25 protein-coding genes are annotated in these 26,196 nt (G+C 73.5%); 12 read left to right on the plus strand and 13 right to left on the minus strand.

All coding sequences use genetic code 11. The features are described 5' to 3' along the window. Positions 1 to 22 precede the first annotated feature (22 nt). Positions 23 to 616: a hypothetical protein gene (locus ACIRSU_RS21035; protein WP_403794186.1), complete on the minus strand. Its 594-nt coding sequence runs from the start codon at positions 614 to 616 to the stop codon at positions 23 to 25. 82 nt (positions 617 to 698) lie between these two features. Between ACIRSU_RS21035 and ACIRSU_RS21040 the strand changes: the two genes are divergently transcribed. The 5 genes from ACIRSU_RS21040 to ACIRSU_RS21060 all read left to right on the plus strand — a co-directional run bounded on the left by ACIRSU_RS21040 (position 699) and on the right by ACIRSU_RS21060 (position 6,074). Next, positions 699 to 890: a hypothetical protein gene (locus ACIRSU_RS21040; protein ID WP_403794188.1), complete on the plus strand. Its 192-nt coding sequence runs from the start codon at positions 699 to 701 to the stop codon at positions 888 to 890. A gap of 107 nt (positions 891 to 997) precedes the next feature. Beyond that, positions 998 to 1,624 carry a PadR family transcriptional regulator gene (locus tag ACIRSU_RS21045; RefSeq protein WP_403794191.1) on the plus strand — a complete coding sequence of 209 codons (627 nt, stop codon included), beginning with the start codon at positions 998 to 1,000 and terminating at the stop codon, positions 1,622 to 1,624. Between the two features lie 166 nt (positions 1,625 to 1,790). Then, positions 1,791 to 2,534 (plus strand): ABC transporter ATP-binding protein, encoded by a 744-nt coding sequence (locus ACIRSU_RS21050; RefSeq protein ID WP_403794193.1) that lies wholly within the window; start codon positions 1,791 to 1,793, stop codon positions 2,532 to 2,534. Continuing rightward, positions 2,531 to 5,428 carry an ABC transporter permease gene (locus ACIRSU_RS21055; protein WP_403794196.1) on the plus strand — a complete coding sequence of 966 codons (2,898 nt, stop codon included), beginning with the start codon at positions 2,531 to 2,533 and terminating at the stop codon, positions 5,426 to 5,428. Before ACIRSU_RS21050 ends, ACIRSU_RS21055 begins: the two co-directional genes overlap by 4 nt. An 88-nt stretch (positions 5,429 to 5,516) precedes the next feature. Beyond that, positions 5,517 to 6,074: a bacterial proteasome activator family protein gene (locus tag ACIRSU_RS21060; protein ID WP_403794198.1), complete on the plus strand. Its 558-nt coding sequence runs from the start codon at positions 5,517 to 5,519 to the stop codon at positions 6,072 to 6,074. 140 nt (positions 6,075 to 6,214) lie between these two features. On the opposite strand, the gene ACIRSU_RS21065 is transcribed toward ACIRSU_RS21060, so the two are convergent. The 7 genes from ACIRSU_RS21065 to pdhA form a co-directional block, all read right to left on the minus strand. Beyond that, positions 6,215 to 7,201 carry an NAD(P)H-quinone oxidoreductase gene (locus tag ACIRSU_RS21065; RefSeq protein WP_403794199.1) on the minus strand — a complete coding sequence of 329 codons (987 nt, stop codon included), beginning with the start codon at positions 7,199 to 7,201 and terminating at the stop codon, positions 6,215 to 6,217. A gap of 37 nt (positions 7,202 to 7,238) precedes the next feature. Continuing rightward, a complete protein-coding gene (locus ACIRSU_RS21070) occupies positions 7,239 to 8,300 on the minus strand; it encodes a potassium channel family protein (RefSeq protein WP_403794921.1) in 1,062 nt (353 codons plus the stop codon). A 20-nt stretch (positions 8,301 to 8,320) separates the two neighbouring features. Beyond that, entirely contained in the window at positions 8,321 to 9,796 is a 1,476-nt protein-coding gene (locus ACIRSU_RS21075; RefSeq protein WP_403794924.1) for a molybdopterin molybdotransferase MoeA, read from the minus strand. A 2-nt stretch (positions 9,797 to 9,798) separates the two neighbouring features. Further along, positions 9,799 to 10,794 carry a DUF6457 domain-containing protein gene (locus tag ACIRSU_RS21080; protein ID WP_403794202.1) on the minus strand — a complete coding sequence of 332 codons (996 nt, stop codon included), beginning with the start codon at positions 10,792 to 10,794 and terminating at the stop codon, positions 9,799 to 9,801. A gap of 232 nt (positions 10,795 to 11,026) precedes the next feature. Continuing rightward, the gene (locus tag ACIRSU_RS21085) at positions 11,027 to 12,403 is read right to left on the minus strand and encodes a dihydrolipoamide acetyltransferase family protein (protein WP_403794204.1); all 1,377 of its coding nucleotides are present in this window, start codon (positions 12,401 to 12,403) and stop codon (positions 11,027 to 11,029) included. Next, a complete protein-coding gene (locus tag ACIRSU_RS21090) occupies positions 12,403 to 13,431 on the minus strand; it encodes an alpha-ketoacid dehydrogenase subunit beta (RefSeq protein ID WP_403794207.1) in 1,029 nt (342 codons plus the stop codon). Before ACIRSU_RS21090 ends, ACIRSU_RS21085 begins: the two co-directional genes overlap by 1 nt. Further along, a complete protein-coding gene (pdhA, locus tag ACIRSU_RS21095) occupies positions 13,428 to 14,591 on the minus strand; it encodes a pyruvate dehydrogenase (acetyl-transferring) E1 component subunit alpha (protein WP_403794209.1) in 1,164 nt (387 codons plus the stop codon). The genes ACIRSU_RS21090 and pdhA overlap by 4 nt, the downstream gene beginning before the upstream one ends. 177 nt (positions 14,592 to 14,768) lie before the next feature. Here pdhA and ACIRSU_RS21100 point away from each other — a divergent pair, with 177 nt between their 5' ends. After that, on the plus strand, positions 14,769 to 15,386 hold the full coding sequence (locus ACIRSU_RS21100) for an Lrp/AsnC family transcriptional regulator (RefSeq protein ID WP_403794212.1): 618 nt from the start codon (positions 14,769 to 14,771) through the stop codon (positions 15,384 to 15,386). A gap of 129 nt (positions 15,387 to 15,515) precedes the next feature. Here the strand turns inward: ACIRSU_RS21100 and ACIRSU_RS21105 are convergent, their stop codons facing one another. After that, the gene (locus tag ACIRSU_RS21105; RefSeq protein ID WP_403794215.1) at positions 15,516 to 16,109 is read right to left on the minus strand and encodes a TetR/AcrR family transcriptional regulator; all 594 of its coding nucleotides are present in this window, start codon (positions 16,107 to 16,109) and stop codon (positions 15,516 to 15,518) included. After that, positions 16,106 to 17,737: a 3-hydroxyacyl-CoA dehydrogenase gene (locus ACIRSU_RS21110; RefSeq protein WP_403794218.1), complete on the minus strand. Its 1,632-nt coding sequence runs from the start codon at positions 17,735 to 17,737 to the stop codon at positions 16,106 to 16,108. Before ACIRSU_RS21110 ends, ACIRSU_RS21105 begins: the two co-directional genes overlap by 4 nt. A 124-nt stretch (positions 17,738 to 17,861) precedes the next feature. Here ACIRSU_RS21110 and paaN point away from each other — a divergent pair, with 124 nt between their 5' ends. After that, entirely contained in the window at positions 17,862 to 19,559 is a 1,698-nt protein-coding gene (gene paaN, locus ACIRSU_RS21115) for a phenylacetic acid degradation protein PaaN (RefSeq protein WP_403794221.1), read from the plus strand. A 105-nt stretch (positions 19,560 to 19,664) separates the two neighbouring features. Here the strand turns inward: paaN and ACIRSU_RS21120 are convergent, their stop codons facing one another. Genes ACIRSU_RS21120 through ACIRSU_RS21130 form a run of 3 tightly spaced genes read right to left on the minus strand, consistent with a single transcriptional unit; the run spans position 19,665 to position 22,362 of the window. After that, on the minus strand, positions 19,665 to 20,324 hold the full coding sequence (locus ACIRSU_RS21120; RefSeq protein WP_403794224.1) for a TrmH family RNA methyltransferase: 660 nt from the start codon (positions 20,322 to 20,324) through the stop codon (positions 19,665 to 19,667). Then, positions 20,321 to 21,574, minus strand: coding sequence for an HTTM domain-containing protein (locus ACIRSU_RS21125; RefSeq protein ID WP_403794227.1), 1,254 nt, complete (start codon positions 21,572 to 21,574; stop codon positions 20,321 to 20,323). Before ACIRSU_RS21125 ends, ACIRSU_RS21120 begins: the two co-directional genes overlap by 4 nt. Then, entirely contained in the window at positions 21,571 to 22,362 is a 792-nt protein-coding gene (locus tag ACIRSU_RS21130) for a DUF5819 family protein (RefSeq protein ID WP_403794230.1), read from the minus strand. The genes ACIRSU_RS21125 and ACIRSU_RS21130 overlap by 4 nt, the downstream gene beginning before the upstream one ends. 113 nt (positions 22,363 to 22,475) lie before the next feature. Here ACIRSU_RS21130 and paaA point away from each other — a divergent pair, with 113 nt between their 5' ends. The 5 genes from paaA to ACIRSU_RS21155 are packed head-to-tail and all read left to right on the plus strand — an operon-like array spanning position 22,476 to position 26,135. Further along, positions 22,476 to 23,495: a 1,2-phenylacetyl-CoA epoxidase subunit PaaA gene (gene paaA / locus ACIRSU_RS21135; RefSeq protein ID WP_403794233.1), complete on the plus strand. Its 1,020-nt coding sequence runs from the start codon at positions 22,476 to 22,478 to the stop codon at positions 23,493 to 23,495. Next, positions 23,492 to 23,779 (plus strand): 1,2-phenylacetyl-CoA epoxidase subunit PaaB, encoded by a 288-nt coding sequence (gene paaB / locus ACIRSU_RS21140; protein WP_403794235.1) that lies wholly within the window; start codon positions 23,492 to 23,494, stop codon positions 23,777 to 23,779. Before paaA ends, paaB begins: the two co-directional genes overlap by 4 nt. Continuing rightward, on the plus strand, positions 23,776 to 24,531 hold the full coding sequence (paaC, locus tag ACIRSU_RS21145) for a 1,2-phenylacetyl-CoA epoxidase subunit PaaC (RefSeq protein ID WP_403794238.1): 756 nt from the start codon (positions 23,776 to 23,778) through the stop codon (positions 24,529 to 24,531). Before paaB ends, paaC begins: the two co-directional genes overlap by 4 nt. Then, positions 24,525 to 25,046 (plus strand): 1,2-phenylacetyl-CoA epoxidase subunit PaaD, encoded by a 522-nt coding sequence (gene paaD, locus ACIRSU_RS21150; RefSeq protein ID WP_403794241.1) that lies wholly within the window; start codon positions 24,525 to 24,527, stop codon positions 25,044 to 25,046. Before paaC ends, paaD begins: the two co-directional genes overlap by 7 nt. Beyond that, complete coding sequence (locus tag ACIRSU_RS21155; protein ID WP_403794244.1) at positions 25,047 to 26,135, plus strand: 2Fe-2S iron-sulfur cluster-binding protein; 1,089 nt, start codon at positions 25,047 to 25,049, stop codon at positions 26,133 to 26,135. The last annotated feature ends 61 nt before the right edge of the window (positions 26,136 to 26,196 follow it).

The raw sequence follows: 26,196 nt of genomic DNA on the forward strand, positions 1-26,196 counted from the left end.
ACGGGCTCGGCACGGGAGGGGGTCACCCGGTGGCTCCAGGACTCCGCGCGACGAGGACGCGGGTACTCGCACCTGCCCTCGCCTGCTGTTTCACGGCATGTGCGGCGCCGGTCGCGCTCCCCGTCGCGGTCCCGCTCACGGCCCCCGTCGCGTACGGGGCCGAGGCCGCGCCCGCGAACACGGCGAACACGGCGAGCACGGCGAGCACGTCGAGCACGTCGGCCGCGTCGACCACGGCGAGTACGGCGGCCACGTCGGCAACGGCGAGCACGCCGGCAACGGCCCCGGCTGCCACGCGCACCCCGCGGCCGCCCTCGGCCGGCGGCGGCTCCGCGACGCCCTCCTCCAGGCCCTCTGCCAGGCCCTCCGCGACCGTCTCCCCCGCGCCCGCCCCGAGCGGTTCCGCCGTCCCCTCGGGGTCGCCCGGGCCGTCGGAGCCGTCCGGGCCCGCGGAATCGGCGGAATCGAACGAGCCCTCTGAACCCTCTGAACCCTCCGAGCCCTCCGAGCCCTCCGAGCCGCCCGCGCCCAGCGACCCCGCGTCGCTCGCGGGGCGCCCGGCGGGGGAGGGCCGGGCGCGCCCCGGGCGGCCCGCCGCCGCGCCCGAGTCGCCCACGCCGACGGATCCGGCGTCCCCCGCTCGTACCAAAACGGCAACAGAGGAGGATCCCGCGGCCGAGCCCGACGAAGGGGTCGGCGTGGTCCCCGAGACGGACGTCCCCGCCGGGCGGAACACGCCCGCCGGCGAGCCGGAGGCCGCGCCGCGGATCGGCACCGAGGCCGCGACCTCCCTCTCCGACCGGCGGTTTCCCGTGCTCACGCTGGGGATCGGGCTCGCTCTCGTGGGGCTCGGGATCGGCTTCCTCGGGCTGCGGATGCGGCGCCGCTGAGCCCTTCGGCGCGGGCCTCGTCCGGCCCGGGTCCCCCTTGAGTCGGACCCCGCACGTCCGCCTCAGGTCGCTTGGCAGCGTCGACATACTCGGTATACATACTGAGTATGTCGATCCGCCACGGGCTCCTCGCCCTCCTCGAACACGGCCCGCGCTACGGCTCCCAGCTCCGTACGGAGTTCGAGTCCCGTACCGGCTCCACGTGGCCGCTGAACGTGGGCCAGGTCTACACGACCCTCAGCCGTCTCGAACGGGACGGAATGGTCGTGCAGGACGGCGAGGACGAGGCCGGGCACGCGCTCTACGCGATCACCGACGACGGCCGCGCCGAGCTGCGCACCTGGTTCGAACGGCCCGTGGACCGGACCAGTCCGGCCCGTGACGAGCTGTCCATCAAGCTCGCCATGGCCGTCGGGGCGCCCGGGGTCGACATCCGCGACGTCATCCAGTCCCAGCGCCGGCACACCGTGCAGGCCATGCAGGACTACACCCGGCTCAAGGCGCAGGCCATCAGCGCCGTCGAGAAGAACGGGGCCAGGGCCCGCGACGACGTCGCCTGGCTGCTCGTCCTGGAGCAGCTGATCTTCCAGACGGAGGCGGAGGCGCGCTGGCTCGACCACTGCGAGTCCCGGCTGATCCGGCTCTCGGCCGCCGCGGCCGCGAACCCGGAGACGACACCGTCACCACCGGCGGCGCCGGCCCGGCCGCGCACCGGCTCCGCCTACCGGCGCTGAGCCACCGGAACCCCGTACGTCCTTTCGCAGAGCAGCACTTCGCCCCACAGCAGCACTTCGTCCCAGACCAGTACCTCGTCCCAGACCAGACCCAGACCGTACGCCCGGCTCCGCCAACGGCCGCCCGCCACGCGGCCGTCCGAGGCGTACCCCGAGGGGGATCTCCATGTCCGTACAGCAACAGCCACAGCCCGTGCTGCGTCTGCACAACCTGACCCGTGTGCACGGCTCCGGCGCCACCGAGGTGCACGCCCTGCGCGGCATCGACCTCGACGTCTACCCGGGTGAACTCGTCGCCGTCATGGGCCCGTCCGGCTCCGGCAAGTCCACCCTGCTGACCATCGCCGGCGGCCTGGACACCCCCACCTCGGGCCAGGTGCTCGTCGAGGGCACCGACATCACCACCGCCGGCCGCAAGGAGCTCGCCGCGCTGCGCCGCCGCAGCATCGGCTACGTCTTCCAGGACTACAACCTCATACCGGCGCTCACCGCCGCGGAGAACGTGGCCCTGCCCCGCGAACTCGACGGTGTCTCCGCCCGCAAGGCCCGCGCCGAGGCGCTCGCCGCGCTGTCGGAGATGGAGCTCGGCCACCTCGCCGACCGCTTCCCCGACGAGATGTCCGGCGGCCAGCAGCAGCGCGTGGCCATCGCCCGCGCCCTGGTCGGCGACCGCCGGCTCGTCCTCGCCGACGAGCCCACCGGCGCCCTCGACTCCGAGACCGGCGAGTCCGTGCTCGCCCTGCTGCGCTCCCGCTGCGACGCCGGTGCCGCCGGCATCCTCGTCACCCACGAGCCGCGGTTCGCCGCCTGGGCCGACCGCGTGGTGTTCCTGCGGGACGGCGCCGTCGTCGACCAGACCGTACGCAGCGAGGCCGACTCGCTCCTGAGCGGCCGGGCGGGGCAGCGGTGACGACCTGGTTCCACTCCTGGCGGGCCGCGATCCGGATCGCCCGCCGCGACGCCTGGCGCTCCAAGGGCCGCAGCTTCCTCGTCCTCGCGATGATCGCGCTGCCGATCCTGGGTGTGAGCGCCTTCGAGCTGACCTTCCGCAGCTCCGAACTCACCCCGGTACAGAGCCTGGAGCGCGACATCGGCGCCGCCGACGCCCGCTTCAGCGACGCCCACGTCGACGGCGCGCCGATCATGCAGGACCCGCAGGGCAACCAGAGCACCACCGTCGAGGACTTCTCGAACGGCAACAAGCCCTGGCCCGACGGCCCGACCGACGTCCACAAGCTCATCCCGGCCGGTGCCACGGTCCTCACCGACAGCTCCGGCACCGCCAAACTGACCACCGCGTACGGGCTGCTGAACACCGACGTGCGCGAGCTGAAGGCCGCCGACCCGGTCGCCCGGGGCATCATGTGGCTGCGCGAGGGCCGTTTCCCGGAGAGGGCCGACGAGGTCGCCGTGACCACGCGCTTCCTTGAGTCCAGCGGCCTGAAGATCGGCTCCACGCTCTCCGCCCGCGGTTTCGACCGCCTCTACACGATCACCGGTGTGTACGAGCTGCCCAGCGAGCTCAAGCAGGAGCAGGTCAACGCGCTGCCGGGCGCCTTCCTGAAGCCGTACGGCGCGGCCGTCGAGAAGTCCGGTCTGCCGGCGCCCGGTTACTCCACCACGTACCTGGTGAAGCGGGCCGGGGCGTCCGACGCCTCCGCGTCCGGTGGTTTCACGTGGAACATGGTCAAGCAGATCAACGCCAAGGGCGTGCAGGTCGTTTCGCGCGCCGTGGTGCTGAACCCGCCGCCGGACTCCGAGGTGCCGCTCTACCAGCACGAGGGCTGGGGACAGTTCCAGGCGAGCACGGCCGCCAAGGCCGCCGAGCTCGCCGCCGTGGGCACCGTGGTCGGTCTCGCGATGCTGGAGATCTGTCTGCTCGCCGGGCCCGCCTTCGCCGTCGGCGCCCGCCGTTCCCGCCGCCAGCTGGGCCTCGTCGGCGCCAACGGCGGTGCCCGCAGCCACATCCGGGCCATCGTGCTGAGCGGCGGTCTCGTCATCGGCGTCGCCGCGGCCGTCGTCGGCACGGTCCTCGCCGTGCTCCTGACCTTCGCCCTCCGGCCCTATCTCGAGGAGTACATGGGGCAGCGGTTCGGCGGCTTCACCGTCCGGCCGCTCGAGATCCTCGGGATCGCCGCGCTGGCCGTCCTCACCGGCCTGCTCTCCGCGATCGTCCCGGCGATCACCGCCTCCCGGCAGACCGTGCTCGCCTCGCTCACCGGCCGCCGCGGGGTGCGCCGGGCCAGCCGGGTGCTGCCGCTGGTCGGCCTGGTCGCACTGCTGCTCGGTGCCGCGATCGCCCTGTACGGCTCGGTCGTCACCGACCAGTTCATCATCGTCGCGGGCGGCTCCGCCCTCGCCGAGCTGGGCGTCGTCGCCATGACCCCGGCCCTGGTGGGCCTCTTCGGCCGCGCCGGACGCTGGCTGCCGCTGTCACCGCGGCTCGCGCTGCGCGACGCCGTGCGCAACCGGGGCCGCACGGCGCCCGCCGTCGCCGCGGTCCTGGCCGCCGTCGCGGGCACGGTCGCCGTCTCCACGTACGCGGCGAGCAGAGACGCCCAGGACGAGGCCGGATACCAACCGAAGCTGCCCTACGGAGCGGTCTCCGTGTTCACCGGCGAGGACGGCGGGCGGGACGTCCCGGCGGCCCGGGAGGCCGTGCAGCGCACCTTCCCCGTCGACGTCCGCGCCGACGTCTCCAGGATCACCGTCGGCCGGACCGGCTGCTCGACCTGGGACGCCAGCCCCGGCTGCGGCACCTACGAGGTCGTCGTCCCGGACGCCAACCAGTGCCCGCTGTGGACCCGGACGGACGACTCCGACGAGGACCCGGCGTCGAGGTTCACCAAGGAACAGCGGCGCGCACTCGCCAAGGACTGGCGCTGCGCCACGGGCGACGGCGGCGGGTCCGCCCCCACCGAGGGCAATCTGCTGGTCGCCGACGCCGAGCTGCTCAAGGTCCTCGGCATCACGGACCCCGGCGCCGTCCGGGCCCTCGCCGACGGCAAGTACCTCAGCTTCGACCGGAGGCAGGTCGACAAGACCGGCAAGGTCGGCGTCAAGCTGGTCACCGACAACGAGGCCGCCCAGCGCGCCGCGGAGCAGAACAAGCCCACGCCCGGCGTGCTGAAGACCTTCACCGCCTATCAGGTGCCCGGCTCGCCGAACGCCTACGGCCTGCAGGGCGTGCTCAGCCCCGCCGCCGCCAAGGCCGCGGGAATCAGCACCGTCCCGCTCGGCGCGCTCTTCACCACCGACCGGATGCCGAGCACCGAGCAGCAGCAGAAGCTCGACGCCGAGCTCGCCAAGCTCGGCGGCAAGATCGACCTCACCCTGGAGCAGGGCTACGTCAGCAAGAACAGCATCGTCCTCATCGCGCTGACCATCTTCGCGGGCCTGGTCACCATCGGCGCCGCCGGCATCGCCACCGGCCTCGCCCAGGCCGACGCCGAGGCCGACCTGAAGACGCTCGCCGCGGTCGGCGCCCCGCCCCGGGTGCGGCGCATCCTCAGCGGCTTCCAGTGCGGGGTGGTCGCGGCCATGGGCGTGCTGCTCGGCTCGGTCGCCGGTGTGCTGCCCGCGATGGGCCTGCGGCTCACGGACGAGCGCCAGCAGCTGGCGTACTACCAGGAGAGCCTCGACAACGGCTGGGGCGGCGTGACGGACGGCCCGCCGTACGTGCCGATCGTCGTGCCCTGGGCGACGCTCGCCGCGCTCCTGGTGTTCGTGCCGCTCGGCGCCGCGCTGCTCGCGGCCCTGGTGACCCGCTCCCGCGGGGCGCTGGCCCGCCGCGCCGCGCACTGAGACACATGTCCTGCCCCTGGAGGAGGGTGGATCACCCTCCTCCAGGGGCACACCGTGTGATGAGGCATGTGTGCGAGAGAATGGCGGCATGGATATGCCGAGGAATGACAGGTCGCAGGAGAGCAGCCCCAAGGTCCTCGTAGTGGGCCAGGACGGGATGCCGCTCGGCGGCACCCAGGGTGACGACGACGAACCCCGCGAGGTCCCGGTGACGGAAATGGTGGAGCAGCCCGCGAAGGTCATGCGCATCGGCAGCATGATCAAGCAGCTGCTGGAGGAGGTCAGGGCGGCACCTCTCGACGAGGCCAGCCGCGTCCGTCTCAAGGACATCCACGCCAGCTCGGTGAAGGAGCTGGAGGACGGGCTCGCCCCGGAACTGGTCGAGGAACTGGAGCGGCTCTCCCTGCCGTTCACCGACGAGGCCATCCCCTCCGAGTCGGAACTGCGCATCGCGCAGGCCCAGTTGGTCGGCTGGCTCGAAGGGCTGTTCCACGGCATCCAGACGGCGCTGTTCGCCCAGCAGATGGCGGCCCGCGCCCAGTTGGAGCAGATGCGCCGGGCACTTCCGCCGGGCGCGCCGCACGACGATGACGACGACCACGGCCCGCACCACGGCCGTGCGGTCGGCTCCGGCCCGTATCTGTAGCCGGCCCGTACGAGTCGGGGCCCGGGCAGCGGTGAATTCCGCGGCCCGGGCCCCGTCGTATGCGGCCTACGCGTACGGCGCGACCTGCACGTTCGGCGCGCGTTCGGCGCGGCCTTTCGCGGCCTGCGCGGTGCGGGCGTCTATGCGCTCGGCGCCAGGAGCAGCACCTTGCCGACGTGGCTGCTCGCCTCGACGGCCCGGTGGCCCTCGGCGGCGTCCGCCAGCGGCACCGTGCGGTCGACGACCGCGGTGACCGTGCCCGCCTCGACCAGCGGCCAGACGTGCTCGCGGACGGCGGCGACCACCGCCGCCTTCTCGTCCAGCGGCCGGGCGCGCAGGGTCGTGGCCAGGACGGCGGCGCGCTTGGCCATCAGGGCGCCCAGGTTCAACTCGCCCTTGACGCCGCCCTGGAGACCGATGACGACGAGCCGGCCGTTGACGGCGAGGGCCTTGATGTTCCGGTCCAGGTACTTGGCACCGACGATGTCCAGGATGACGTCAGCCCCGGCCCCGTCCGTGGCCTTGTGGAGCTCCTCGACGAAGTCCTGCTCGCGGTAGTCGATGAGGATGTCCGCGCCGAGCTCGGCGCAGCGGGCCAGCTTGTCGGCGCTGCCGGCGGTGACCGCGACCCGGGCCCCGACAGCCTTGGCCAGCTGGATCGCCATCGTGCCGATGCCGCTCGCGCCGCCGTGCACGAGGAGCGTCTCGCCGGGCCGCAGATGCGCCAGCATGAAGACGTTCGACCAGACCGTGCAGGCCACCTCGGGCAACGCGGCGGCCGTCACCAGGTCCACGCCCTGCGGCCGGGGCAGCAACTGCCCGACCGGCACGGCCACCTTCTCCGCGTAACCGCCGCCGACGAGCAGCGCGCACACCTCGTCGCCGACGGACCAGTCCGAGACGCCGGGGCCGAGCGCGACGATCCGGCCGGAGCACTCGAGCCCCGGGTAGCGGGAGCTGCCCGGCGGCGGGTCGTAGAAGCCCTGGCGCTGGAGCAGATCGGCGCGGTTGACGGCGCTCGCCACCACCTCGACGAGGACCTCGCCCTCGGCGGGGACGGGGTCGGGCACCTCGGCCCAGACCAGCGCCTCGGGCCCGCCGGGTTCCGGAATCGTGATCGCATGCATGCCGGCGAGGCTACTCCCGGAGCTGCCTCCGGTGGGTTCAGTCCTCGTCGGGGGTGGTCAGCGGCGCGAGCGGGGCGGCGCGCACGATGGTGATGACCCGGTCGGTGAGCTGGAGCGGGCTCGCGGCGGGGTCGTCGTAGCCGAGCAGCCGGTGGCCGCGCAACACGCTGACCACCAGATCCTTCGTCTCGCGCACGCTCTTGCCCGCCTCGGCCTTGGTCACCGGCCGTTCCACGAGGTCGAGCCCGGAGCCCTGCTGGATGAGGTCCTCCATCACGGTGCCCGCGCTGGGGCTGAGGACGGAGAGGCCGAGCAGCCGGCCGGCGGCGCTGGCGCTGGTGATCACGGCGTCGGCGCCGGACTGGCGCAGCAGCGGCGCGTTCTCCTCCTCGCGGACCGCGGCCACGATCTTCGCGCCCCTGTTGAGCTGGCGGGCCGTCAGCGTGACCAGGACCGCGGTGTCGTCGCGCTGGGTGGCGATGACGATCTGACGGGCCCTCTGCACCTCGGCGCGCAGCAGCACGTCGCTGCGGGTGGCGTCGCCGACGACGCCGACGAACCCGTCGGCGTTGGCCGCCTCGATGACCTTGGTCGCCGGGTCGACGATGACGATCTGGTCCTTGCGCAGTCCGGTCGCGCACAGCGTCTGGATCGCCGAGCGCCCCTTGGTGCCGAAGCCGACGATGACGGTGTGGTCGCGCAAGGTGGCCCTCCAGCGTTTCCGCCGGAACTCCTCCCGGGTCCGTTCGGTGAGGACCTCGAGGGTGGTTCCGACCAGGATGATCAGAAACAGCACGCGCAGCGGCGTGACCAGCAGGATGTTCGCGAGCCGCGCCGAGTCGCTGTACGGGACGATGTCGCCGTAGCCCGTGGTGGAGAGCGTGACGGTCGCGTAGTAGACGCTGTCGAGGAAGTCGACCGTGTCGTCGGCGTTGTCGTGGTAGCCGGACCGGTCGAGATAGACGATGAGAACGGTCGCGATCAGCACGCCGAGCGCCATCAGCAGGCGTTTGGCGACCTGCTGCAGGGGCTTCTCGACCACCCGCCGGGGCAGCCTGAGCCGGGCGCCCGCGACCCGCTCGTCGGCCTGCCGGGCCATCACGTCACGGCTGGGAAGTTTCACGTGAAACACGCTCCGTCCGGGGCGCCAGCCGTGGCCCGCCAGGGCAGGTCGAGGACGTCGAGCGACTGTCCGGCCCGGGCCCCGCCGGGCGGGATCACGGCCATGCCGTGGGCGGCGGCGATGCTCCGGAGCATCGCGGGCCCGTTGTAGTGCAGCGGTACGGCCTCGGCGCCGCGCACCTGGACGGGCACGAGCCGCGTGTCGTACGGATGGCCGTGCACCTCGTCGCGTACGACCGCCCGGTACGGGGCGCCGGCCGGCCGCCCGGCCAGCGCGCGCAGCAGGGGCTCGGCGAGCGTGAGAAGTCCGGAGACGGCCGCGAGCGGGTTGCCGGGCAGCCCGACGAGGTGGCGGCCGTCCGCGAGCCGGGCCAGGAGCATCGGGTGGCCGGGGCGTACTTTCACGCCGTCGACGAGCAGGGTCGCGCCGGCCTTCGCGAGCACCGGGTGGACGTGGTCGACCGGCCCGGCCGCGGTGCCACCGGTGGTGACGACCACGTCGGCGGCGGAGCCGGTGACCGCCCCGTACAGCGCCTCCGCGTCGTCGCCGATCCGTCGGGTCCCGACCACCTGGACGCCGAGCGCCCTCAGCCACGGGGCGAGCAGCGGACCGAGCGCGTCCCGGATCAGGCCCTCGTGAGGGAGCCCCGAAGCCAGCAACTCGTCACCGAGCACGAGAACCTCGACGCGCGGTCGCGGATGCACGGACAACTCGTCATAGCCGGCCGCGGCGGCGAGCCCGAGCACGGCGGGCGTCACCGTGCTCCCGGCGGGCAACAGCCGGTCCCCGGCGCGGCACTCCTGGCCGCGCGGCCGAATGTCCTGCCCGGGGACGACCTCACGAAGGGCGTGGAGCCGACCTGGGGTGGTGTGGGTGGTGTGGGCGTGGCCTGTGCCGTGAGCGCTGTCGGTGCTGTCGGTGCTGTCGGCGACGCCGCTGGTGCTTTCGGTGCGGGAATGCTCGCTGCGAACCACGGCGGTGGTCCCGGCCGGCACCCGGCCGCCGGTCGCGATCCGTACGGCGTCGCCGTCCGCGAGGGTCCGGGCGGGGGCGTGCCCGGCGAGGACCGCGCCCTCGGGGTCGATGCGCCAGGGGCCGGGCCCGGCAACCGCCCAGCCGTCCATGGCGGAGGTGTTGAACGACGGCAGATCGGTGAGCGCCTCCAGCGGCCCGGCAAGCACCCGCCCGAGCGCCCCGGCCAGCGGCACCGCCTCGGGGGTTCGGCCCGCCGCCGCCCGCTCCCCGGCCCGCGCGGCGAGCGCGCGGGCGTCGGGCCAGGGAGTGGCGCGGTGATGCTCGTTGTGGGCCGCGGGGGCCTGGGAAGCGGTGGAAGCAGCAGGGGCCTGGGGGACCGGAGGCCGGTGTCCGTCGACGAGCGCGATGGCCTCGTCGATCACGTCGTCGTCGGGCGTCTGGGCGTCGGACGGCTGTGCGGCGGGCCTCTGGGCGCCGTCGGGCGCGCGCTCGGTCATGGTCATCCGGCCTCGTCCTGCTCGGCGGCCCACCGCTGGGCGAGCACGGCCGCCTTGCGCGCGGCCTCCGCCACGGCCTCCGGGCCGCCCTTGCCGCCGGCCGCCTGCGCCGCCGCGTACCCGACCAGGAAGGTGGTCAGCGGGGCGGCGGGCCGCGCGACGCCGTGCGCCGCGTCCCGCGCCAGGTCCAGCAGCACGTTCGTGTCGACGTCCAGGTCGATGCCCAGCTCGTCCTTGACCGCGGTGATCCATTCGTTCAGCACGTGCCCATGCTCCCTGATCCGCGCACGGGCCGCTGCGATGTCCTCCCAGGTGTCGCAGTCGAAGGACGCCCCCAGGAAGTCTTCCGAGTCGGCCGCCGCCACGCGGACCACCGTCAGGGCGCCCCTGACCAGGCGCAACGGCAGCCCGGTGAGCGTGCCGCGCTCGGCCGCGAGCCCCGCGAGCACGCGCCGCAGCGCCCCCGCCCGGTACACGGCGACGAGCGGCTGCTCCCGCCCGTCCGCGTCGACGGTGACCGCCGCCTCGGCCCCGGGCGCCGCGTCGAGCGCGGCCACGAGCCGCCGGGCGGTGCCGGGCGCGAAGAACGGCAGGTCGGCGGAGAGGAGAAGGACGAGGGGCGCGGAGGCGGCCGGGCCGGTGACGGGGGCGGGGGCACCGGAATCACGCGCGGCGGACGTGCCGCCGGAAACGGGAGCCCCACGGTCCCCCGCAGGCGCGTCGGTGACCCTCGTGGGCGCGTCGCCCGCGAGGTGGCGCAGGCCCGCGTCGAGCGCGGCGACGGGGCCGCCGCCGGGTGGGTCCTCGCGGGTCCACTCGACGGGGCGGGCGGTGGCCCGGGGCGCGGCGACGACCACGGTGCGACGGGCGTCGCGGCAGCCGGCGAGGACCCGGTCGAGCAGGGGCCGGCCCCCGACCCGTACGCCGGGCTTGTCGGCCCCGCCGAGCCGCCGGGCCGACCCTCCCGCGAGCACGATGGCGTCGTAAGCGGTCGTCATCCCAGCAGTATGGTCCGGGATCGCCCGGCCGCGGCCGGGTCGTCTCACGGAAGGAGACGACCCTGGGCCGAACGGTCCGGGGCCCGGCGTGAGGTTGGGCCCCGGACGAGGCCGCCGGGAACCGGCCGGGCCCCTTGCCCTGCCGGCTTCCGCCCCGGCGGAGTCCGCGCGGTCCTGCGATCCCGCATGCAGTCCCGGAGTCCCGCGGTCGTGCAGTCCCGCGGTCGTGCCGTCAGAGCGTGCGCAGCAGCACCGCGGGGTTCTCGACGCAGTCCGCGACATAGCGCAGGAAGCCGCCGGCCGTCCCGCCGTCGCAGACCCGGTGGTCGAAGGTGAGCGACAGCTGCACCACCTGACGGACCGCCAGCTCACCCTGGTGCACCCACGGCTTGGGCACGATCCGGCCGACGCCCAGCATGGCCGCCTCGGGATGGTTGATGATCGGCGTGGAGCCGTCGACCCCGAACACCCCGTAGTTGTTCAGCGTGAACGTGCCGCCGGTCAGGTCCGCCGGAGTGAGGGACCCGGCCCGCGCGGCCTCGGTCAGCCGGGCGAACTCGGCGGTCAGCGACTCGGCCGTGCGGCCGCCCGCGTCCTTGACCACGGGGACGACCAGACCGCGCTCGGTCTGGGCCGCGAACCCGAGGTGCACGGACGGCAGCCGGACGATCTCCCGCGCGACCGTGTCGACCGTCGAGTTGAGCTCCGGGAAACGGGACAGGGCGTGCGTGCAGATCCGGGCGAGCAGCGCGAGGACGGAGATCTTCGGCCCGCCCGCCGCGTTCATCGCCGCCCGCGCGGCCATGAGTTCGGTCGCGTCGGCGTCCACCCAGCAGGTCGCGTCGGGTATCTCCGTACGGCTCCGGGACAGCTTGTCGGCGACCGCGCCGCGCACTCCGCGCAGCGGTACGCGCTCCCCGGCGGAGGCCACGGCGACGGGCGCCGGTGCCGAAGCGGCGGCCGGGGCCGCGGCGGCCCGGTCCCGTACGGCGAGCGCGGTCTCCACGTCGACGCGCAGGATGAGCCCGTCGGGCCCCGAGCCACGCACCTCGCGCAGGTCGAGCCCCCGGTCCCGGGCGAGCTTGCGCACCAGTGGCGAGATGACGGCGACGGGCCCCTGCGGCGCGACGACCTGCGCCGGAGCCGGGATGACCGGAGCGGCAGCGGGAGCCGGCGCGGGCGCGGCGGCCACGGGCGGCTCGCGGCGGACCCGGCGGCGCCGGGCGGCGGGCCCGCTGGTGCCGTAGCCGACGAGGACGTTGCCCGAGTACTCGGAGGACTCGGCGTCCGACGCCTTCGGTGCCTTCGGGGCCTGCGGGGCCTCGGCCGCGGCCGGCCCGGGCGCGCCGGTCCGCTCCGGGGAGCCGCCGACGGCCACCGTCAGGAGCGGGGCGCCGACGGGGAGTTCGGTCCCCTCCTCGCCGAAGCGGGCGGTGACCACACCGCCGTACGGGCAGGGCACCTCCACCATCGCCTTGGCCGTCTCGACCTCGACGACCGGCTGGTCGATGGTGACGACGTCGCCGACGTCGACGAGCCAACGCACGATCTCGGCCTCGGTGAGCCCCTCGCCGAGGTCGGGCAGCTTGAATTCGAGCACCTGGGCCATCAGCTCGCCGCCTCCCACTGGAGCCGCGCGACCGCGTCGAGGATCCGGTCCACGCCCGGCAGGTGGTGACGCTCGAGCATCGGCGGCGGATACGGGATGTCGAATCCGGCGACCCGCAGCACCGGTGCCTCCAGGTGGTGGAAGCAGCGCTCGGTGACCCGGGCCGCGATCTCGGCGCCGGGCCCGGCGAAGCCGGTCGACTCGTGCACGACGACGGCCCGGCCGGTGCGCTTCACGGACGCGCAGACGGTCTCCTCGTCGAAGGGCACGAGCGAGCGCAGGTCGACGACCTCCAGGTCCCAGCCCTCGGCCGTGGCCGCCTCGGCGGCCTCCAGGCACACCGGCAGGGACGGGCCGTAGGTGATGAGGGTCGCGCTGGTGCCGGGGCGGCGCACGACGGCCTTGCCTATCGGCTCGACTGCGGCCGGCGCCTCGGGCGACCAGTCGGACTTCGACCAGTAGAGCCGCTTGGGCTCCAGGAAGACCACCGGGTCGTCGGAGGCGATGGCGGCCCGCAGCAGCCCGTACGCGTCCTCCACGGTCGCCGGGGCGACGACGTGGAGGCCCGGGGTGGCCATGTAGTAGATCTCGGAGGAGTCGCTGTGGTGCTCGACGCCGCCGATCCCGCCGCCGTACGGCACCCGGACCACGAGCGGCATCGGCATCGCGCCGCGGGTGCGGTTGCGCATCCGCGAGACATGGCTGATGAGCTGCTCGAACGCCGGGTAGGCGAAGGCGTCGAACTGCATCTCGACGACCGGCCGGAGCCCGTACATCGCCATGCCGACGGCCGTGCCGAGGATGCCCGCCTCGGCCAGCGGCGTGTCGGTGCAGCGGTCCTCTCCGAACTCCTTCGCGAGGCCGTCGGTGACGCGGAAGACGCCGCCGAGCGTGCCGACGTCCTCGCCCATCACATGGACGGTCGGGTCCTCGGCCATGGCGTCGCGCATGGCCCGCTGGAGGGCCTGCGCCATGGTCGCCGGCTTGGCCGCCTTCGCGGCCCGCCGCGCTGTCGCCTGGGTGGTCATCCCGCCTCGCTCTCGGCGTCGAGCTCTGCCCGCAGCTGCTCCGCCTGCTCGCGCAGCTGCGCGGTCTTCTCGGCGTACACGTGGGCGAACAGGTCCATCGGGTCGAGCACGGGGTCCGCGTTCATCCGCTCGCGCAGCCGTGCCGCCATCTCCTCGGCCTCCTCGGCGGCGGCGCGCCGGCCGTCCTCGTCGAGCAGGCCGCGCTCGGTCAGCTCCCGCTCCAGGATCAGGACCGGGTCGTGCGCCTTCCACGCCTCGACCTCGGCGTCGCCGCGGTAGCGGGTGGCGTCGTCGGCGTTGGTGTGGGCGTCGATCCGGTACGTGACGGCCTCGACGAGCGTGGGCCCGCCGCCGCGCCGGGCGCGGGCGACGGCCTCGGTGAGGACCTGGTGGACGGCGACCGCGTCGTTGCCGTCGACGAGCCGGCCCGGCATCCCGTACCCGACGGCCTTGTGGGCGAGGGAGGGCGCGGCGGTCTGCTTGGCGAGCGGCACGGAGATCGCGAAGCCGTTGTTCTGCACGAGGAAGACCACCGGGGCCTGCCAGACCGCGGCGAAGTTCAGCGCCTCGTGGAAGTCGCCCTCGCTGGTGCCTCCGTCGCCGACCATGGCGAGCGCCACGACGTCGTCGCCCTTCAGCCGGGCGGCGTGGGCCAGGCCCACGGCGTGCGGGAGCTGGGTCGCGAGCGGCGTGGACAGCGGGGCTATGCGGTGCTCGCGCGGGTCGTAGCCGGTGTGCCAGTCGCCGCGCAGCAGCGTCAGGGCCTGCACGGGGTCGAGCCCGCGGGCGACGGCGGCGAGCGTGTCGCGGTACGAGGGGAAGAGCCAGTCCCGCTCCTCCAGGGCCAGCGCGGCGGCGACCTCGCAGGCTTCCTGGCCGGTCGTGGACGGGTAGACCGCGAGCCGGCCCTGCTTGGTCAGGGCCGTGGCCTGCGCGTTGTACCGGCGGCCACGGACCAGCTCCGCGTAGAGACGGCGCAGCAGCGCGGGATCGGCGTCGGCCACCGCGTCCGTGCCGAGCACGCGCAGCGGTTCCGCGTCCGGCAGCAGCGGGGTGGGGTCGACACGCGGCTGCCAGGCCGGGGGCGGGGTGGGCCGGTAGGCGCGGGGGGCACCGGGGGGCGCTTGGACTGTCGAACTGCGCTGTTGCAACGAGTCCACCTCCTCGTGGGAGCGGGCATAAGACCCGAAGGCGGGTGGCGCGAATGTGGCGCGCCTCACCTACCGATTGTTCGGTCGTGGAGGCATTTTGGCTACAGGCGCCTTCAGCCTGTGGACAAACGGTTTTCCACAGCCTGGGATGGGTGCAAGTCGTCCACGATAGAGAGGCGGGGGGCTATGGCGGAAGAACAAATGGCCGACATCGAGGGGCGCCCGGACGACGAGCGCCTGAACGCGCTCCCCGGCGCCGCCCTCCCGGCCGCCCCGGGCGGCGGGCCACAGACGTACCAGGGGACGACTTCCGGCCCTCCCGCCATGGTCCCCCCGGGCGGGCCCGCCCGCCCGCTGGACGCGATCGACCGGGACATCCTGCGGCTGCTCCAGGCCGACGGTCGCGCCTCGGTCCGCTCGGTCGCCGAACGGGTCCACGTCTCGCGCGCCAACGCGTACGCGCGGATCAACCGGCTCATCGAGGACGGCGTGATCCGCGGCTTCGGCGCCCGCGTCAACCACGAGCGGGCGGGGCACGGCGCCTCCGCCTACATCACTCTCAAGATCGTCCAGAACACCTGGCGGACCGTCCGCGAACAGCTCCGGGCCCTGCCGGGCGCCGCCCACATCGCCCTGGTCAGCGGCGACTTCGACGTCCTGCTGCTCGTCCACACCCCGGACAACCGCACCCTGCGCGAGCTGGTGCTCACCCGGCTCCAGTCGATCCCCGAGGTCCTGTCGACCCACACCCTGCTGGTCTTCGAGGAGACGGACCTGGACCCGTGCACGGAACTGAGGGACTGAGGTACTGAGGGACCGAAGGACTGCGGAACTCAGGGGCCGAGGGGCCGAGGGGCCGACTCGGGAAGACGAAAGCCCGCCCGGGCGACCGGGCGGGCTCGGCGCGAGGGCGCCACGGCGCGGACAGACGGGTCAGCTCGCCGTCCGCAGCCCGTCGAAGGCGATGTGGACGAGCGTGTCCACCAGCTGCTCCCGCTCCGCCTGGGAGGCGTACTGCGGCCGGTACCACTCCACCAGCGAGTTGATCATGCCGAAGAGCAGCCGGGTCGCGAGCCGTATGTCCAGGTCGGCCCGCAGGTCGCCGTCGACGACGGCCGACTTCAGGAGCTCGGCCACCCGGTGGTCGAACTCGCGGCGCCGCTCCATCGCCCACCGCTCCGTCTTGGTGTTGCCCCGCACCCGCAGCAGCAGGGTCACGTACGGAAGCTCCTCGATCAGCACCTCGACCGTGCGCCGGGTCACGTACTCGACCCGCTCGATCGCCCGGCCACGGCCCGCCGCCGGCTCGTCGAGGACCGTGAAGAGCCCGTCGAGCGCCCGGCTGACGGCCCGGTGCAGGAGCTCCTCCTTGCCGGCGACGTGGTGGTAGATCGACGACTTGGAGATCCCCGCCGCCTTGGACAGGTGCTCCATGGACGTGCCGTCGTAGCCGCGCTCGTTGAAGACCTGCACGGCGACCGTGAGCAGCGTCTCGGGGGTGTACGTGTCGCGTCGCGCGGTGGTCATCGGCTCTCCTCCGCCTCTGCGGCTTCTTCCTCGGACGCCCGGCGCGCGAGCGCGAGCGAGGGCGCGTAACGGCCGGTGGGGTAGCGCTCGTGCAGCTCGCCGAGCAGGTCCCGCACGCGCGCGTGCCCGATCCGCGCAGCCCACTCCAGCGGGCCCACGGGGTAGTTGACCCCGAGCCGCATCGCCGTGTCCACGTCCTCGGCGGAGGCCACGCCCCGGTCGACGGCGTCGGCGGCGACGTCCGCCAGCATCGCGACCGTACGGGCGACGATCATGCCCGGTACGTCACCGATGACCGACACCTGCTTGCCGAGCGCCTGGAACAGGCCGACGGCCTCGGCGAGGACGTCGGGGTCGATGCCGCGCCGGGCCGACAGAACGATCCTGCTCGCCTTCTCGTAGTCGAGGGCCAGGTCGAAGTGGACGATCTCGTCCTGGTGGTACTCGAAGGCGGTCTCGCCGTCCGCGAGGGCGAGCTCGGCGCCACCGGGCAGCTCGATGATTCCGGCGCCGCGCTTGCGGCGCACCGCGATCCCGGCCCGCTCGAAGAGGCCGACCAGCGGCTCGGCCGGCCCGAGGTCGCCCCGCACGGTGATCCGCGCGGGGGCCTCGGCCGGCGGCGCGGTGTGCGGCTCGGAGCGCTCGGCGCCCTCCGCGTACGGGAACCAGCCGTGCCCCGTCTTGCGGCCGAGGCGGCCGGACTCGACGAGCCGCCGCTGGGCGAGCGAGGGGGTGAACTTCGGGTCCTGGAAGAAGGACTCCCAGACCGAGCGGGTCACGGCCTCGTTGACGTCCTGCCCGATGAGGTCGGTCAGCTCGAAGGGGCCCATCCTGAAGCCGCCGCACTCGCGCAGGGCCGCGTCGATGGTGGCGGGGTCGGCGGCGCCCTCCTCGAAGATCCGCAGCGCCTCCGCGTAGAAGGGGCGAGCGACCCGGTTGACGATGAAGCCGGGGGTGTCGGCGCAGCGCACCGGCGTCTTGCCCCACCGCTTCATCGTCTCGTACGCGCGCGTGGCGGTGGCCGGGGCGGTGGCGAAGCCGCTGACGACCTCGACGAGCGGCAGCAGCGGCGCCGGGTTGAAGAAGTGCAGGCCGACGAACCGGCCGGGCAGCCGGAGCCCTCCCGCGATGGCGGTGACGGAGAGGGAGGAGGTGTTGGTGGCCAGCACGGTGTCCGCGCCGACGACCTGCTCGAGGTCGGCGAAGAGCTGCTGCTTGACCTCGAGTCGCTCGACGATCGCCTCGATGACCAGGGCGGTGTCCGCGAGGCCGGCGAGCTCGTCGGCGGCGTGCAGCCGGCCGAGCGCCGCCTCGCGCTCCGCCGCGTCGAGCCGGCCCTTCTCGACCAGCCGGTCCAGGCGGCCCGCGACGGCCTTCACGGCCTCCGCTGCCCGGCCGGGGGCGCTGTCGTAGAGGCGGACGGGATGACCGGCGACCAGGGCGACCTGGGCGATCCCCTGCCCCATGGTTCCGGTGCCGACGACGGCGACGACGCCGCTCGGCTCGATGCCGGGCCCGGCGACCGGCTGAGTGGCGGACCCGGCGGCCGGCTCGGTGGGACGGGCTCCGTCGGCAGCCGACACCGTGTCGCCGTTCCCCTGCCCCTGGACGGTCGTGCTGGCGCTCATAGGAGTGATCCTCCCCGATGGGTTTTCCACAGGATCGCCGGACCCCCTTGTCCCGACCGATCGTTCGGTTACTCTAACTCCGTACGCGTCTCCCTGCCCAGCTCGACGAGGAGTTGGTCCATCCATGGCCACCGCTCAGCTGACCACCGACGTTCTGGCCGAGAAGCACCGGTCCACACTCGATCAGGCGCTCGCCACGATCCGCACCCGTGCCTACTGGTCCCCGTACCCGGAGCACCCGAAGGCGTACGGGGAGAACGGCTCGCTGGACGCCGCCGCCGGCCTCGCCGCCTACCAGGAGCTGCTGGGCAGGCGCTTCGAGCTCGACCAGCCCGGCATCGACGGCTGGGTCCCCGGCGAGACCTCGCCGTACGGCCCGGAGCTCGGCGTGGAGTACCCGCACGCCGACCTCGACGTGCTGCTCCCGGCGATGCGCGCCGGCCTCGCCGCCTGGCGCGACGCCGGGCCCGAGACCCGCGCGATGGTGTCCCTGGAGATCCTCGCCCGGATCTCCGCCCGCACCCACGAGTTCGCCCACGCCGTCATGCACACCAGCGGCCAGGCGTTCATGATGGCGTTCCAGGCCGGCGGCCCGCACGCCCAGGACCGCGGCCTGGAGGCCGTGGCGTACGCGTACGAGGAGCAGACCCGCACCCCGGCCGGCCGCGCCGCCTGGTCCAAGCCCCAGGGCAAGCGCGACCCGCTGGAGCTCACCAAGGAGTTCACGGCCGTCGGCCGCGGCATCGGCCTCGTCATCGGCTGCAACACCTTCCCGACCTGGAACGGCTACCCGGGCCTGTTCGCCTCCCTCGCCACCGGCAACGCGGTGCTGGTCAAGCCGCACCCGCGCGCGGTGCTGCCGCTGGCCCTCACCGTCCGCGTCGCCCGCGAGGTCCTCGCCGAGTCCGGCTTCGACCCCAACCTGGTGGCGCTGGCCGCCGAGCGTCCCGGCGAGGGCATCGCCAAGACGCTGGCCGTCCGCCCCGAGATCCGGATCATCGACTACACCGGCTCGACCGCCTTCGGCGACTGGCTGGAGACCAACGCCCGCCAGGCGCAGGTCTACACGGAGAAGGCCGGCGTCAACACGGTCGTCGTCGACTCCACCGACGACTACAAGGGCATGCTCTCCAACCTGGCCTTCTCGCTGTCCCTGTACAGCGGCCAGATGTGCACCACCCCGCAGAACCTGCTGATCCCCCGCGACGGCATCACCACCGACCAGGGCCCCAAGTCCTACGACGAGGTCGTCGCCGACCTCGCCGCCTCGGTCGGCGGCCTCCTCGGTGACGACGCCCGCGCCAACGCGCTCCTCGGCGCCCTCGTCAACCCCGACGTCAAGGCCCGCCTGGAAGCGGCCGCCGGCCTCGGCGAGGTGGCCCTCGCCTCCCGCGAGATCGTCAACCCGGAGTTCCCGGACGCGGTCGTCCGTACGCCGGTCATCGTGAAGCTCGACGGCTCCAAGCCCGACTCGGAGGCCGCCTACTTCTCCGAGTGCTTCGGCCCCGTCTCCTTCGCCGTCTCGGTCGACTCCACCGCCGACGCCCTGGAGCTCCTGCGCCGCACCGTCCGCGAGAAGGGCGCCATGACCGTCGGCGCCTACACCACCTCGCCGGACGTCGAGCGCGCCGTCGAAGAGGTCTGCCTGGACGAGTCCGCCCAGCTCTCCCTCAACCTCACCGGCGGTGTCTACGTCAACCAGACCGCCGCCTTCTCCGACTTCCACGGCTCCGGCGGCAACCCGGCCGCGAACGCGGCCCTGTGCGACGGCGCCTTCGTCTCGAACCGCTTCCGCGTCGTGGAGGTACGCCGCCAGGCCTGACCCGCCCGAACCGTCGGGGCCCCGAGGAGGGGCGGGGCCCCGACGCACGACACCGAGCCCCCCGTACGACGGGGGCCTGCGTACAACGGGGCCGTGCGGTCGATCTCAGTCGATCTCCGCGTACCTCTGCACCCACGCGTGCATCGCGATCGCCGCCGCCGCTCCCGCGTTGATCGACCGCGTCGAACCGAACTGGGCGATCGAGCACACCATCTCCGAGGCCTCCCACGCCTCCTGCGTCAGCCCCGGCCCCTCCTGCCCGAACAGCAGCACGCACCGCCGCGGCAGCACCGTCCGCTCCAGCGGCACCGCGCCCGGCAGGTTGTCGATGCCGATGATCGGCAGCCCCTCGGCGGCCGCCCAGGCGGTCAGCTGGGCGGTGTCGGGGTGGTGGCGCACATGCTGGTAGCGGTCGGTGACCATGGCCCCGCGCCGGTTCCAGCGCCGCCGCCCCACGATGTGCACCTCCTTGGCGAGGAACGCGTTGGCGGTGCGCACCACGGAGCCGATGTTGAAGTCGTGGCCCCAGTTCTCCACCGCCACATGGAAGTCGTGGCGGCGGGTGTCGAGGTCCGCGACGATCGCCTCGCGCGTCCAGTAGCGGTAGCGGTCGACGACGTTGCGCCGGTCGCCGCCGGCGAGCAGCTCGGGGTCGTAGCGCTCGCCTTCGACGCCTTCGGGCCACGGCCGCGGGTGCGGCCCGACGCCGACCTCGGGGCCGTACCCCTCGTCGTACTGGATGGGCTGTTCTTCGGTGGTGCTCACCCGACGAGGGTACGGGGACCGTCCTCCGTACGGCTCTGCTCGGGCACGGGCGCGACGTCGGCGGCCCGCCCGAGCACCCGGTCCCGGCCCCGCACGACCCGCGCCCCCGCCCACACCAGGAAGCCGGTCGGCAGGAACACCGCGTCCGCGGCGATCATCGCGAGCGAGAAGAACGGCAGTCCGAGCAGCACCGCGATACCGGCGTGCTCCAGCATCATCGCCGCGAGCAGCACGTTCTTGACCTTGCGGTTGAAGAGCGTGAAGGGGAACGCGACCTGCACGATCACCGTGCCGTAGGTCAGCAGCAGCACCATCGTGCCGCTGTCGCCGAGCAGGCCGGAGAGGGCGGGCCAGGGCGAGAAGTAGTCGAGGTGCAGCGGGTAGTAGAGCGCGGTGCCGTCCTGCCAGCGCGAGCCCTGGACCTTGTACCAGCCGGCCGTCGCGTAGATCAGACAGACCTCGGTCATGATCACGACGAGGGTGGTGTTGTGGGCGAGGTTGGCGACGACGTCGAGGAGCGTGCGCGGCTCGTCGGGCGCGTACCGGCACACCAGCCACCACAGCCCGTGCCCCAGCCACAGCACCCACAGCAGCACCAGCAGCCACCACTCGCCGGTGATGTCGGAGAACCAGGTCGCGGCGAGCAGGAAGCCCCCGAGCACGGTCCACAGGAGCGGCCCGACGAAACGGTCTTCCCCCTTGCCCCGGGCGGCCCGGCGGGCGTCGAGCGACCACACCTGAGCGCAGCGGGTGAGGACGAGGTAGAGCGACATGATGTGGACGACGTTGTCGCCGCCGTCGCCCATGAAGATGGCGCGGTTCTGCAGGGACAGCACGCCTGCCATGAAGACCACGGAGACGGCCCGGGTGCGCCAGCCGACCAGCAGCAGCACGGCGGAGAGCACGGCGAGCGCGTAGACGATCTCGAACCAGAGCCGCCCGTCGGACCACATCAGCACGCTGAAGGAGCGGTTGTCGGCGATCAGCCGCCGCCCCATCCCCCAGGACCAGGGGCTGTCGGGCCCGTACAGCTCCAGGCGGTGCGGCCATTCGCGCAGCAGGAACAGCAGCCAGGTGAGGGAGAAGCCGATCCGGACGATCGCCGTCTGGTACGGGCCGAGGGCGTGCGCGGTGACCTTCTGCACGGCGGCGGCGAGCCGGCGGTCGAAGGGCGGACGGCCGGCGGACGGGCGGGACGGGGCGACGGCGGACGGAGCGGCAGACGCGGCGGAGGGGCTCTGGGTCGTCATCGGGCGGCCGCCTCGGTGTCGGTGGTCTTCCCGGTCGCTCCCGCGGGCCGGTCGGCGTCGGTGATCCGCCACCAGGCGTAGCTCCGGTACGAGGGCCGGGTGTCGGTCTTCTCGGTGCTCCACGGGGGCGCCGGCACGGACCGGGTGGCGGAGCGCAGCTGGATCTTCAGCACCCGGCCGCCGAGCTCGCGCTCGTCGAGGCGGGAGAGCACGATCCGGCGCAGGTAGCTCCCGGAGAGTTCGCCGCGCACCCCGTTGGGCCGGTCGTCGTCGGTGTGCGAGCCGACGTAGAAGTCCCAGGCCCGGCGCAGCTCGTTCTGCACGGTGTGGCTGGGGACGACGCTGCCGCGGATCTTCCCGGCGTCCTGGGCGGTGAGGTCGATCCACCCGGTGGTCCGGCGGCTGCCGTCCGCGCCGGCGATCTGGGCACGGACCTCGACGGAGATGTTCTGCTGGAGCGGGTTGGGCGCGAAGAGCTTCCAGTTCTGCTCGAACTCGGGGTAGATCCAGTCGTCGACGGCCTCGCCGTGCTGCTTGGTCAGCGTGTTCGACGGCGCGACGTGCAGGAACACCATCGCGAGGTGGACGCAGGCGAAGACGCCGAGGACGGCGAGGGCGACGGCCGCGACCACCTGATACGGCATCGAGAGCGCGGCGATACCGGCCCGGGGCGCGGTCGCCTTCTCGGGCAGGCGCTCGGCGACACGCTCGGCGGGGTGCTCGGCCACCCGTTCGGGTGAATCGTCCGGCTCGGGCGCCTCCGCGGCCCTGTCGTCGTACGAGTCCATCGCGCCCCGCTCCCGGTCGGCCTAAGGAGTTATCCACAGAGGTTGACACCATACGGGCCCCCGAACGACCATTGAAGTCATTCAACCGAACGATCGGTCGGTAGGGGGTTCCGATGACCGCAGGTACGGCAGAGACGACAGCGACAGAGGGGGCGACGGCGATCCAGGCCGCGACCCAGGCCGCCCTGGAGGCGGTCTTCGATGCCGCCGTCGCCGCCGACGAGCGCATCGAGCCGCGCGACTGGATGCCGGACGCCTACCGGACCGGTCTGATCCGCCAGATCGCCCAGCACGCCCACTCCGAGATCATCGGCATGCAGCCGGAGGCCAACTGGATCACCCGCGCGCCCAGCCTGCGGCGCAAGGCGATCCTCATGGCCAAGGTCCAGGACGAGGCCGGGCACGGGCTGTATCTGTACAGCGCCGCCGAGACGCTGGGCGCCAGCCGTGACGAGCTGCTCGACAAGCTCCACTCCGGCCGCCAGAAGTACTCGTCGATCTTCAACTACCCGACGCTGACCTGGGCCGACGTCGGCGCCATCGGCTGGCTCGTGGACGGCGCGGCCATCACCAACCAGGTCCCGCTGTGCCGCTGCTCCTACGGGCCGTACGCCCGCGCGATGGTCCGCGTCTGCAAGGAGGAGTCCTTCCACCAGCGCCAGGGGTACGAGGCGCTGCTCGCCCTCTCCCGCGGCACCGAGGCCCAGCACGCGATGGCCCAGGACGCGGTGAACCGCTGGTGGTGGCCGTCGCTGATGATGTTCGGCCCGCCGGACGACGAGTCGACCCACTCCGCCCAGGCCATGGCCTGGAAGATCAAGCGCCACTCCAACGACGAGCTGCGCCAGCGTTTCGTCGACATCGCCGCCCCGCAGGCCGAGACCCTCGGCCTCACCCTCCCCGACCCCGACCTGAAGTGGAACGAGGAGCGCGGGCACTACGACTTCGGCCCGATCGACTGGGACGAGTTCTGGAACGTCCTCAAGGGCAACGGGCCCTGCAACGAACAGCGGCTCGCCAAGCGCCGCCAGGCCCACGAGGACGGCGCCTGGGTCAGGGACGCCGCCGCGGCCTACGCCGCGAAGCACGACCAGCACACGCACGCGAACGGAACCGGGGAGGCACGGGCATGACCACCGAAGGATGGCCGCTGTGGGAGGTCTTCGTGCGCTCGCGCCGCGGCCTGTCCCACACCCACGCCGGCAGCCTCCACGCCCCGGACGCCGAGATGGCCCTGCGCAACGCCCGCGACCTCTACACCCGTCGCAACGAGGGCGTGTCGATCTGGGTCGTCCCGTCCAGTGCGATCACCGCCTCCTCGCCCGACGAGAAGGACCCGTTCTTCGAGCCGGCCGCGGACAAGCCGTACCGCCACCCCACCTTCTACGAGATCCCGGACGGGGTGAAGCACCTGTGACCGGCACCCAGCCCACTGCTACCGCCACCGCCACGGCGACCACCGCCGTCCCGGCGGCGGCCCTCGCCCTCGGCGACGACGCCCTGATCCTCGCCCAGCGCCTGGGGGAGTGGGCGGGCAACGCGCCCGTCCTCGAAGAAGAGGTCGCGCTCGCCAACATCGCGCTCGACCTGCTCGGCCAGGCCCGGGTGCTGCTCTCCCTCGTCGGCGACGAGGACGAACTGGCGTACCTCCGCGAGGAGCGCGCCTTCCGCAACTGCCAGCTCGTCGAGCAGCCGGGCGGCGACTTCGCGCACACCATCGCCCGCCAGCTGTACTTCTCCACCTACCAGCGGCTCCTCTACGGGCAGCTGGCCGCGGGCGACGGTCCGCTCGCCGGGCTCGCCGCCAAGGCCGTCAAGGAAGTCGCGTACCACCAGGACCACGCCGAGCACTGGACCCTGCGCCTCGGCGACGGCACCGACGAGAGCCACCAGCGGATGCAGCACGCCTGCGACGCCCTGTGGCGGTACACGGGCGAGCTGTTCCAGCCCCTCGACGGCCTCGACATCGACGCCGCGGCCATGGAGCGGGCCTGGCTCGACTCCGTCACCGCCGTCCTCGAGCGGGCCACGCTCACCGTGCCCGCCGGCCCGCGCACCGGCGCCTGGAGCGCGGGCGCCGGCCGCCAGGGCCTGCATACCGAGTCCTTCGGCCGACTGCTCGCCGAGATGCAGCACCTGCACCGCAGCCACCCGGGGGCGTCATGGTGACCACGGCCCCCAGCGCCCCGGCCGCTCCGACCGCCCTGGAGCGGGAACTGGCCCGCATCGCCGGGGCCGTCCCCGACCCCGAGCTGCCGGTCCTCACCCTCGCCGAACTCGGCGTGCTCCGCGGCGTCCACGTGCACGCCCCCGGCCGCGTCGAGGTCGAGCTCACCCCCACCTACACCGGCTGCCCGGCCATCGAGGCGATGTCCTCCGACATCGAGCACGCCCTGCGCGAGCACGGGGTGGCCGAGGTCTCCGTCGTCATCGTCCTCAGCCCCGCCTGGTCCACGGACGACATCAGCGAGGAAGGCCGCCGCAAACTGGAGGAGTTCGGCATCGCGCCGCCCCGCCCACAGGGCCCCGCCGACGGACCGGTGCCGCTCACCCTGGCCATCCGCTGCCCCCACTGCGGCTCCACCGACACCGAACTCCTCAGCCGCTTCTCCTCCACCGCGTGCAAGGCACTGCGCCGCTGCGCGTCCTGCCGCGAACCGTTCGACCACTTCAAGGAGTTGTAGATGGCGTCCTCAAGCTCCGGACGGGCCGGGTTCCATCCGCTCCGGGTGAGCGAGGTCGAGCCGCTCACCGACGACTCCGTGGCCGTCACCTTCGCGGTCCCGCCCGAGCTGCGCGAGTCCTACCGCCACACTCCCGGCCAGCACCTCGCCCTGCGCCGCACCGGGCAGAACGGCGAGGAGATCCGCCGCACGTACTCGATCTGCGCCCCGGCCGTCACCGAGGGCGAGCCGCCCGTCCTGCGCGTCGGCATCCGCCTCGTCGACGGCGGCGAGTTCTCCACATACGCCCTCAAGGAGCTCGCCGTCGGCGACACCGTCGAGGTCATGGAGCCGATGGGCCGCTTCGTGCTGCCCCCGCGCCCCGGACACTTCGCGGCCGTGGTCGGCGGCAGCGGCATCACCCCGGTCCTGTCCATGGCCGCCACCCTGCTCGCCCGTGAACCCGAGGCCCGTTTCTGCCTCGTCCGCAGCGACCGCACCGCGTCCTCCACGATGTTCCTCGACGAGGTCGCCGACCTGAAGGACCGCTACCCCGACCGCTTCCAGCTGGTCACCGTGCTCTCCCGCGAGGAGCAGCAGTCCGGCCTGCCCTCCGGCCGGCTCGACCGCGAGCGGCTCACCGGCCTGCTGCCCGCGCTGCTGCCGGTCGGCGACATCGACGGCTGGTTCCTGTGCGGGCCGTTCGGCCTCGTGCAGAGCGCCGAGCAGGCACTGCGCGGCCTGGGCGTCGACCGCGCCCGCATCCACCAGGAGATCTTCCACGTCGACGACGGCTCCGCGCCCGCCCCGGTCGCCGCGGCCGACGCCCCCGCGGACGCCACGCTGACCGCCACCCTGCACGGGCGCTCCGGCAACTGGCCGGTCCAGCAGGGCGAGACGCTCCTGGAGACGGTGCTGCGCGCCCGGGCGGACGCCCCGTACGCCTGCAAGGGCGGCGTCTGCGGCACCTGCCGCGCCTTCGTCGTCTCCGGCGAGGTCCGGATGGACCGCAACTTCGCCCTGGAGCCCGAGGAGACCGACGCCGGCTATGTCCTCGCCTGCCAGTCCCACCCCGCCACACCGGAGGTCGAGCTCGACTTCGACCGCTGACGGACCCGGCAGACAGACCCGGCTGACGGAGACGGCCGACGGACTCCGCTGAAGAACCCTG

This window comes from Streptomyces sp. NPDC101160 (genome assembly GCF_044768205.1).
Taxonomy (GTDB): Bacteria; Actinomycetota; Actinomycetes; order Streptomycetales; family Streptomycetaceae; genus Streptomyces.

Excerpts from the sequence above, each read along its gene's own strand:
- paaD (WP_403794241.1), top strand. The coding sequence starts at position 24,525 with ATGGTGACCACGGCCCCCAGCGCCCCGGCCGCTCCGACCGCCCTGGAG.
- ACIRSU_RS21110 (WP_403794218.1), bottom strand. The coding sequence starts at position 17,737 with ATGAGCGCCAGCACGACCGTCCAGGGGCAGGGGAACGGCGACACGGTG.
- ACIRSU_RS21130 (WP_403794230.1), bottom strand. The coding sequence starts at position 22,362 with ATGGACTCGTACGACGACAGGGCCGCGGAGGCGCCCGAGCCGGACGAT.
- paaA (WP_403794233.1), top strand. The coding sequence starts at position 22,476 with ATGACCGCAGGTACGGCAGAGACGACAGCGACAGAGGGGGCGACGGCG.
- ACIRSU_RS21060 (WP_403794198.1), top strand. The coding sequence starts at position 5,517 with ATGGATATGCCGAGGAATGACAGGTCGCAGGAGAGCAGCCCCAAGGTC.
- ACIRSU_RS21080 (WP_403794202.1), bottom strand. The coding sequence starts at position 10,794 with ATGACGACCGCTTACGACGCCATCGTGCTCGCGGGAGGGTCGGCCCGG.
- ACIRSU_RS21065 (WP_403794199.1), bottom strand. The coding sequence starts at position 7,201 with ATGCATGCGATCACGATTCCGGAACCCGGCGGGCCCGAGGCGCTGGTC.
- ACIRSU_RS21105 (WP_403794215.1), bottom strand. The coding sequence starts at position 16,109 with ATGACCACCGCGCGACGCGACACGTACACCCCCGAGACGCTGCTCACG.
- paaN (WP_403794221.1), top strand. The coding sequence starts at position 17,862 with ATGGCCACCGCTCAGCTGACCACCGACGTTCTGGCCGAGAAGCACCGG.
- ACIRSU_RS21070 (WP_403794921.1), bottom strand. The coding sequence starts at position 8,300 with ATGGCCCGGCAGGCCGACGAGCGGGTCGCGGGCGCCCGGCTCAGGCTG.
- ACIRSU_RS21125 (WP_403794227.1), bottom strand. The coding sequence starts at position 21,574 with ATGACGACCCAGAGCCCCTCCGCCGCGTCTGCCGCTCCGTCCGCCGTC.
- ACIRSU_RS21075 (WP_403794924.1), bottom strand. The coding sequence starts at position 9,796 with ATGACCGAGCGCGCGCCCGACGGCGCCCAGAGGCCCGCCGCACAGCCG.
- paaB (WP_403794235.1), top strand. The coding sequence starts at position 23,492 with ATGACCACCGAAGGATGGCCGCTGTGGGAGGTCTTCGTGCGCTCGCGC.
- ACIRSU_RS21050 (WP_403794193.1), top strand. The coding sequence starts at position 1,791 with ATGTCCGTACAGCAACAGCCACAGCCCGTGCTGCGTCTGCACAACCTG.
- ACIRSU_RS21085 (WP_403794204.1), bottom strand. The coding sequence starts at position 12,403 with ATGGCCCAGGTGCTCGAATTCAAGCTGCCCGACCTCGGCGAGGGGCTC.
- ACIRSU_RS21090 (WP_403794207.1), bottom strand. The coding sequence starts at position 13,431 with ATGACCACCCAGGCGACAGCGCGGCGGGCCGCGAAGGCGGCCAAGCCG.
- ACIRSU_RS21100 (WP_403794212.1), top strand. The coding sequence starts at position 14,769 with ATGGCGGAAGAACAAATGGCCGACATCGAGGGGCGCCCGGACGACGAG.
- ACIRSU_RS21155 (WP_403794244.1), top strand. The coding sequence starts at position 25,047 with ATGGCGTCCTCAAGCTCCGGACGGGCCGGGTTCCATCCGCTCCGGGTG.
- ACIRSU_RS21045 (WP_403794191.1), top strand. The coding sequence starts at position 998 with ATGTCGATCCGCCACGGGCTCCTCGCCCTCCTCGAACACGGCCCGCGC.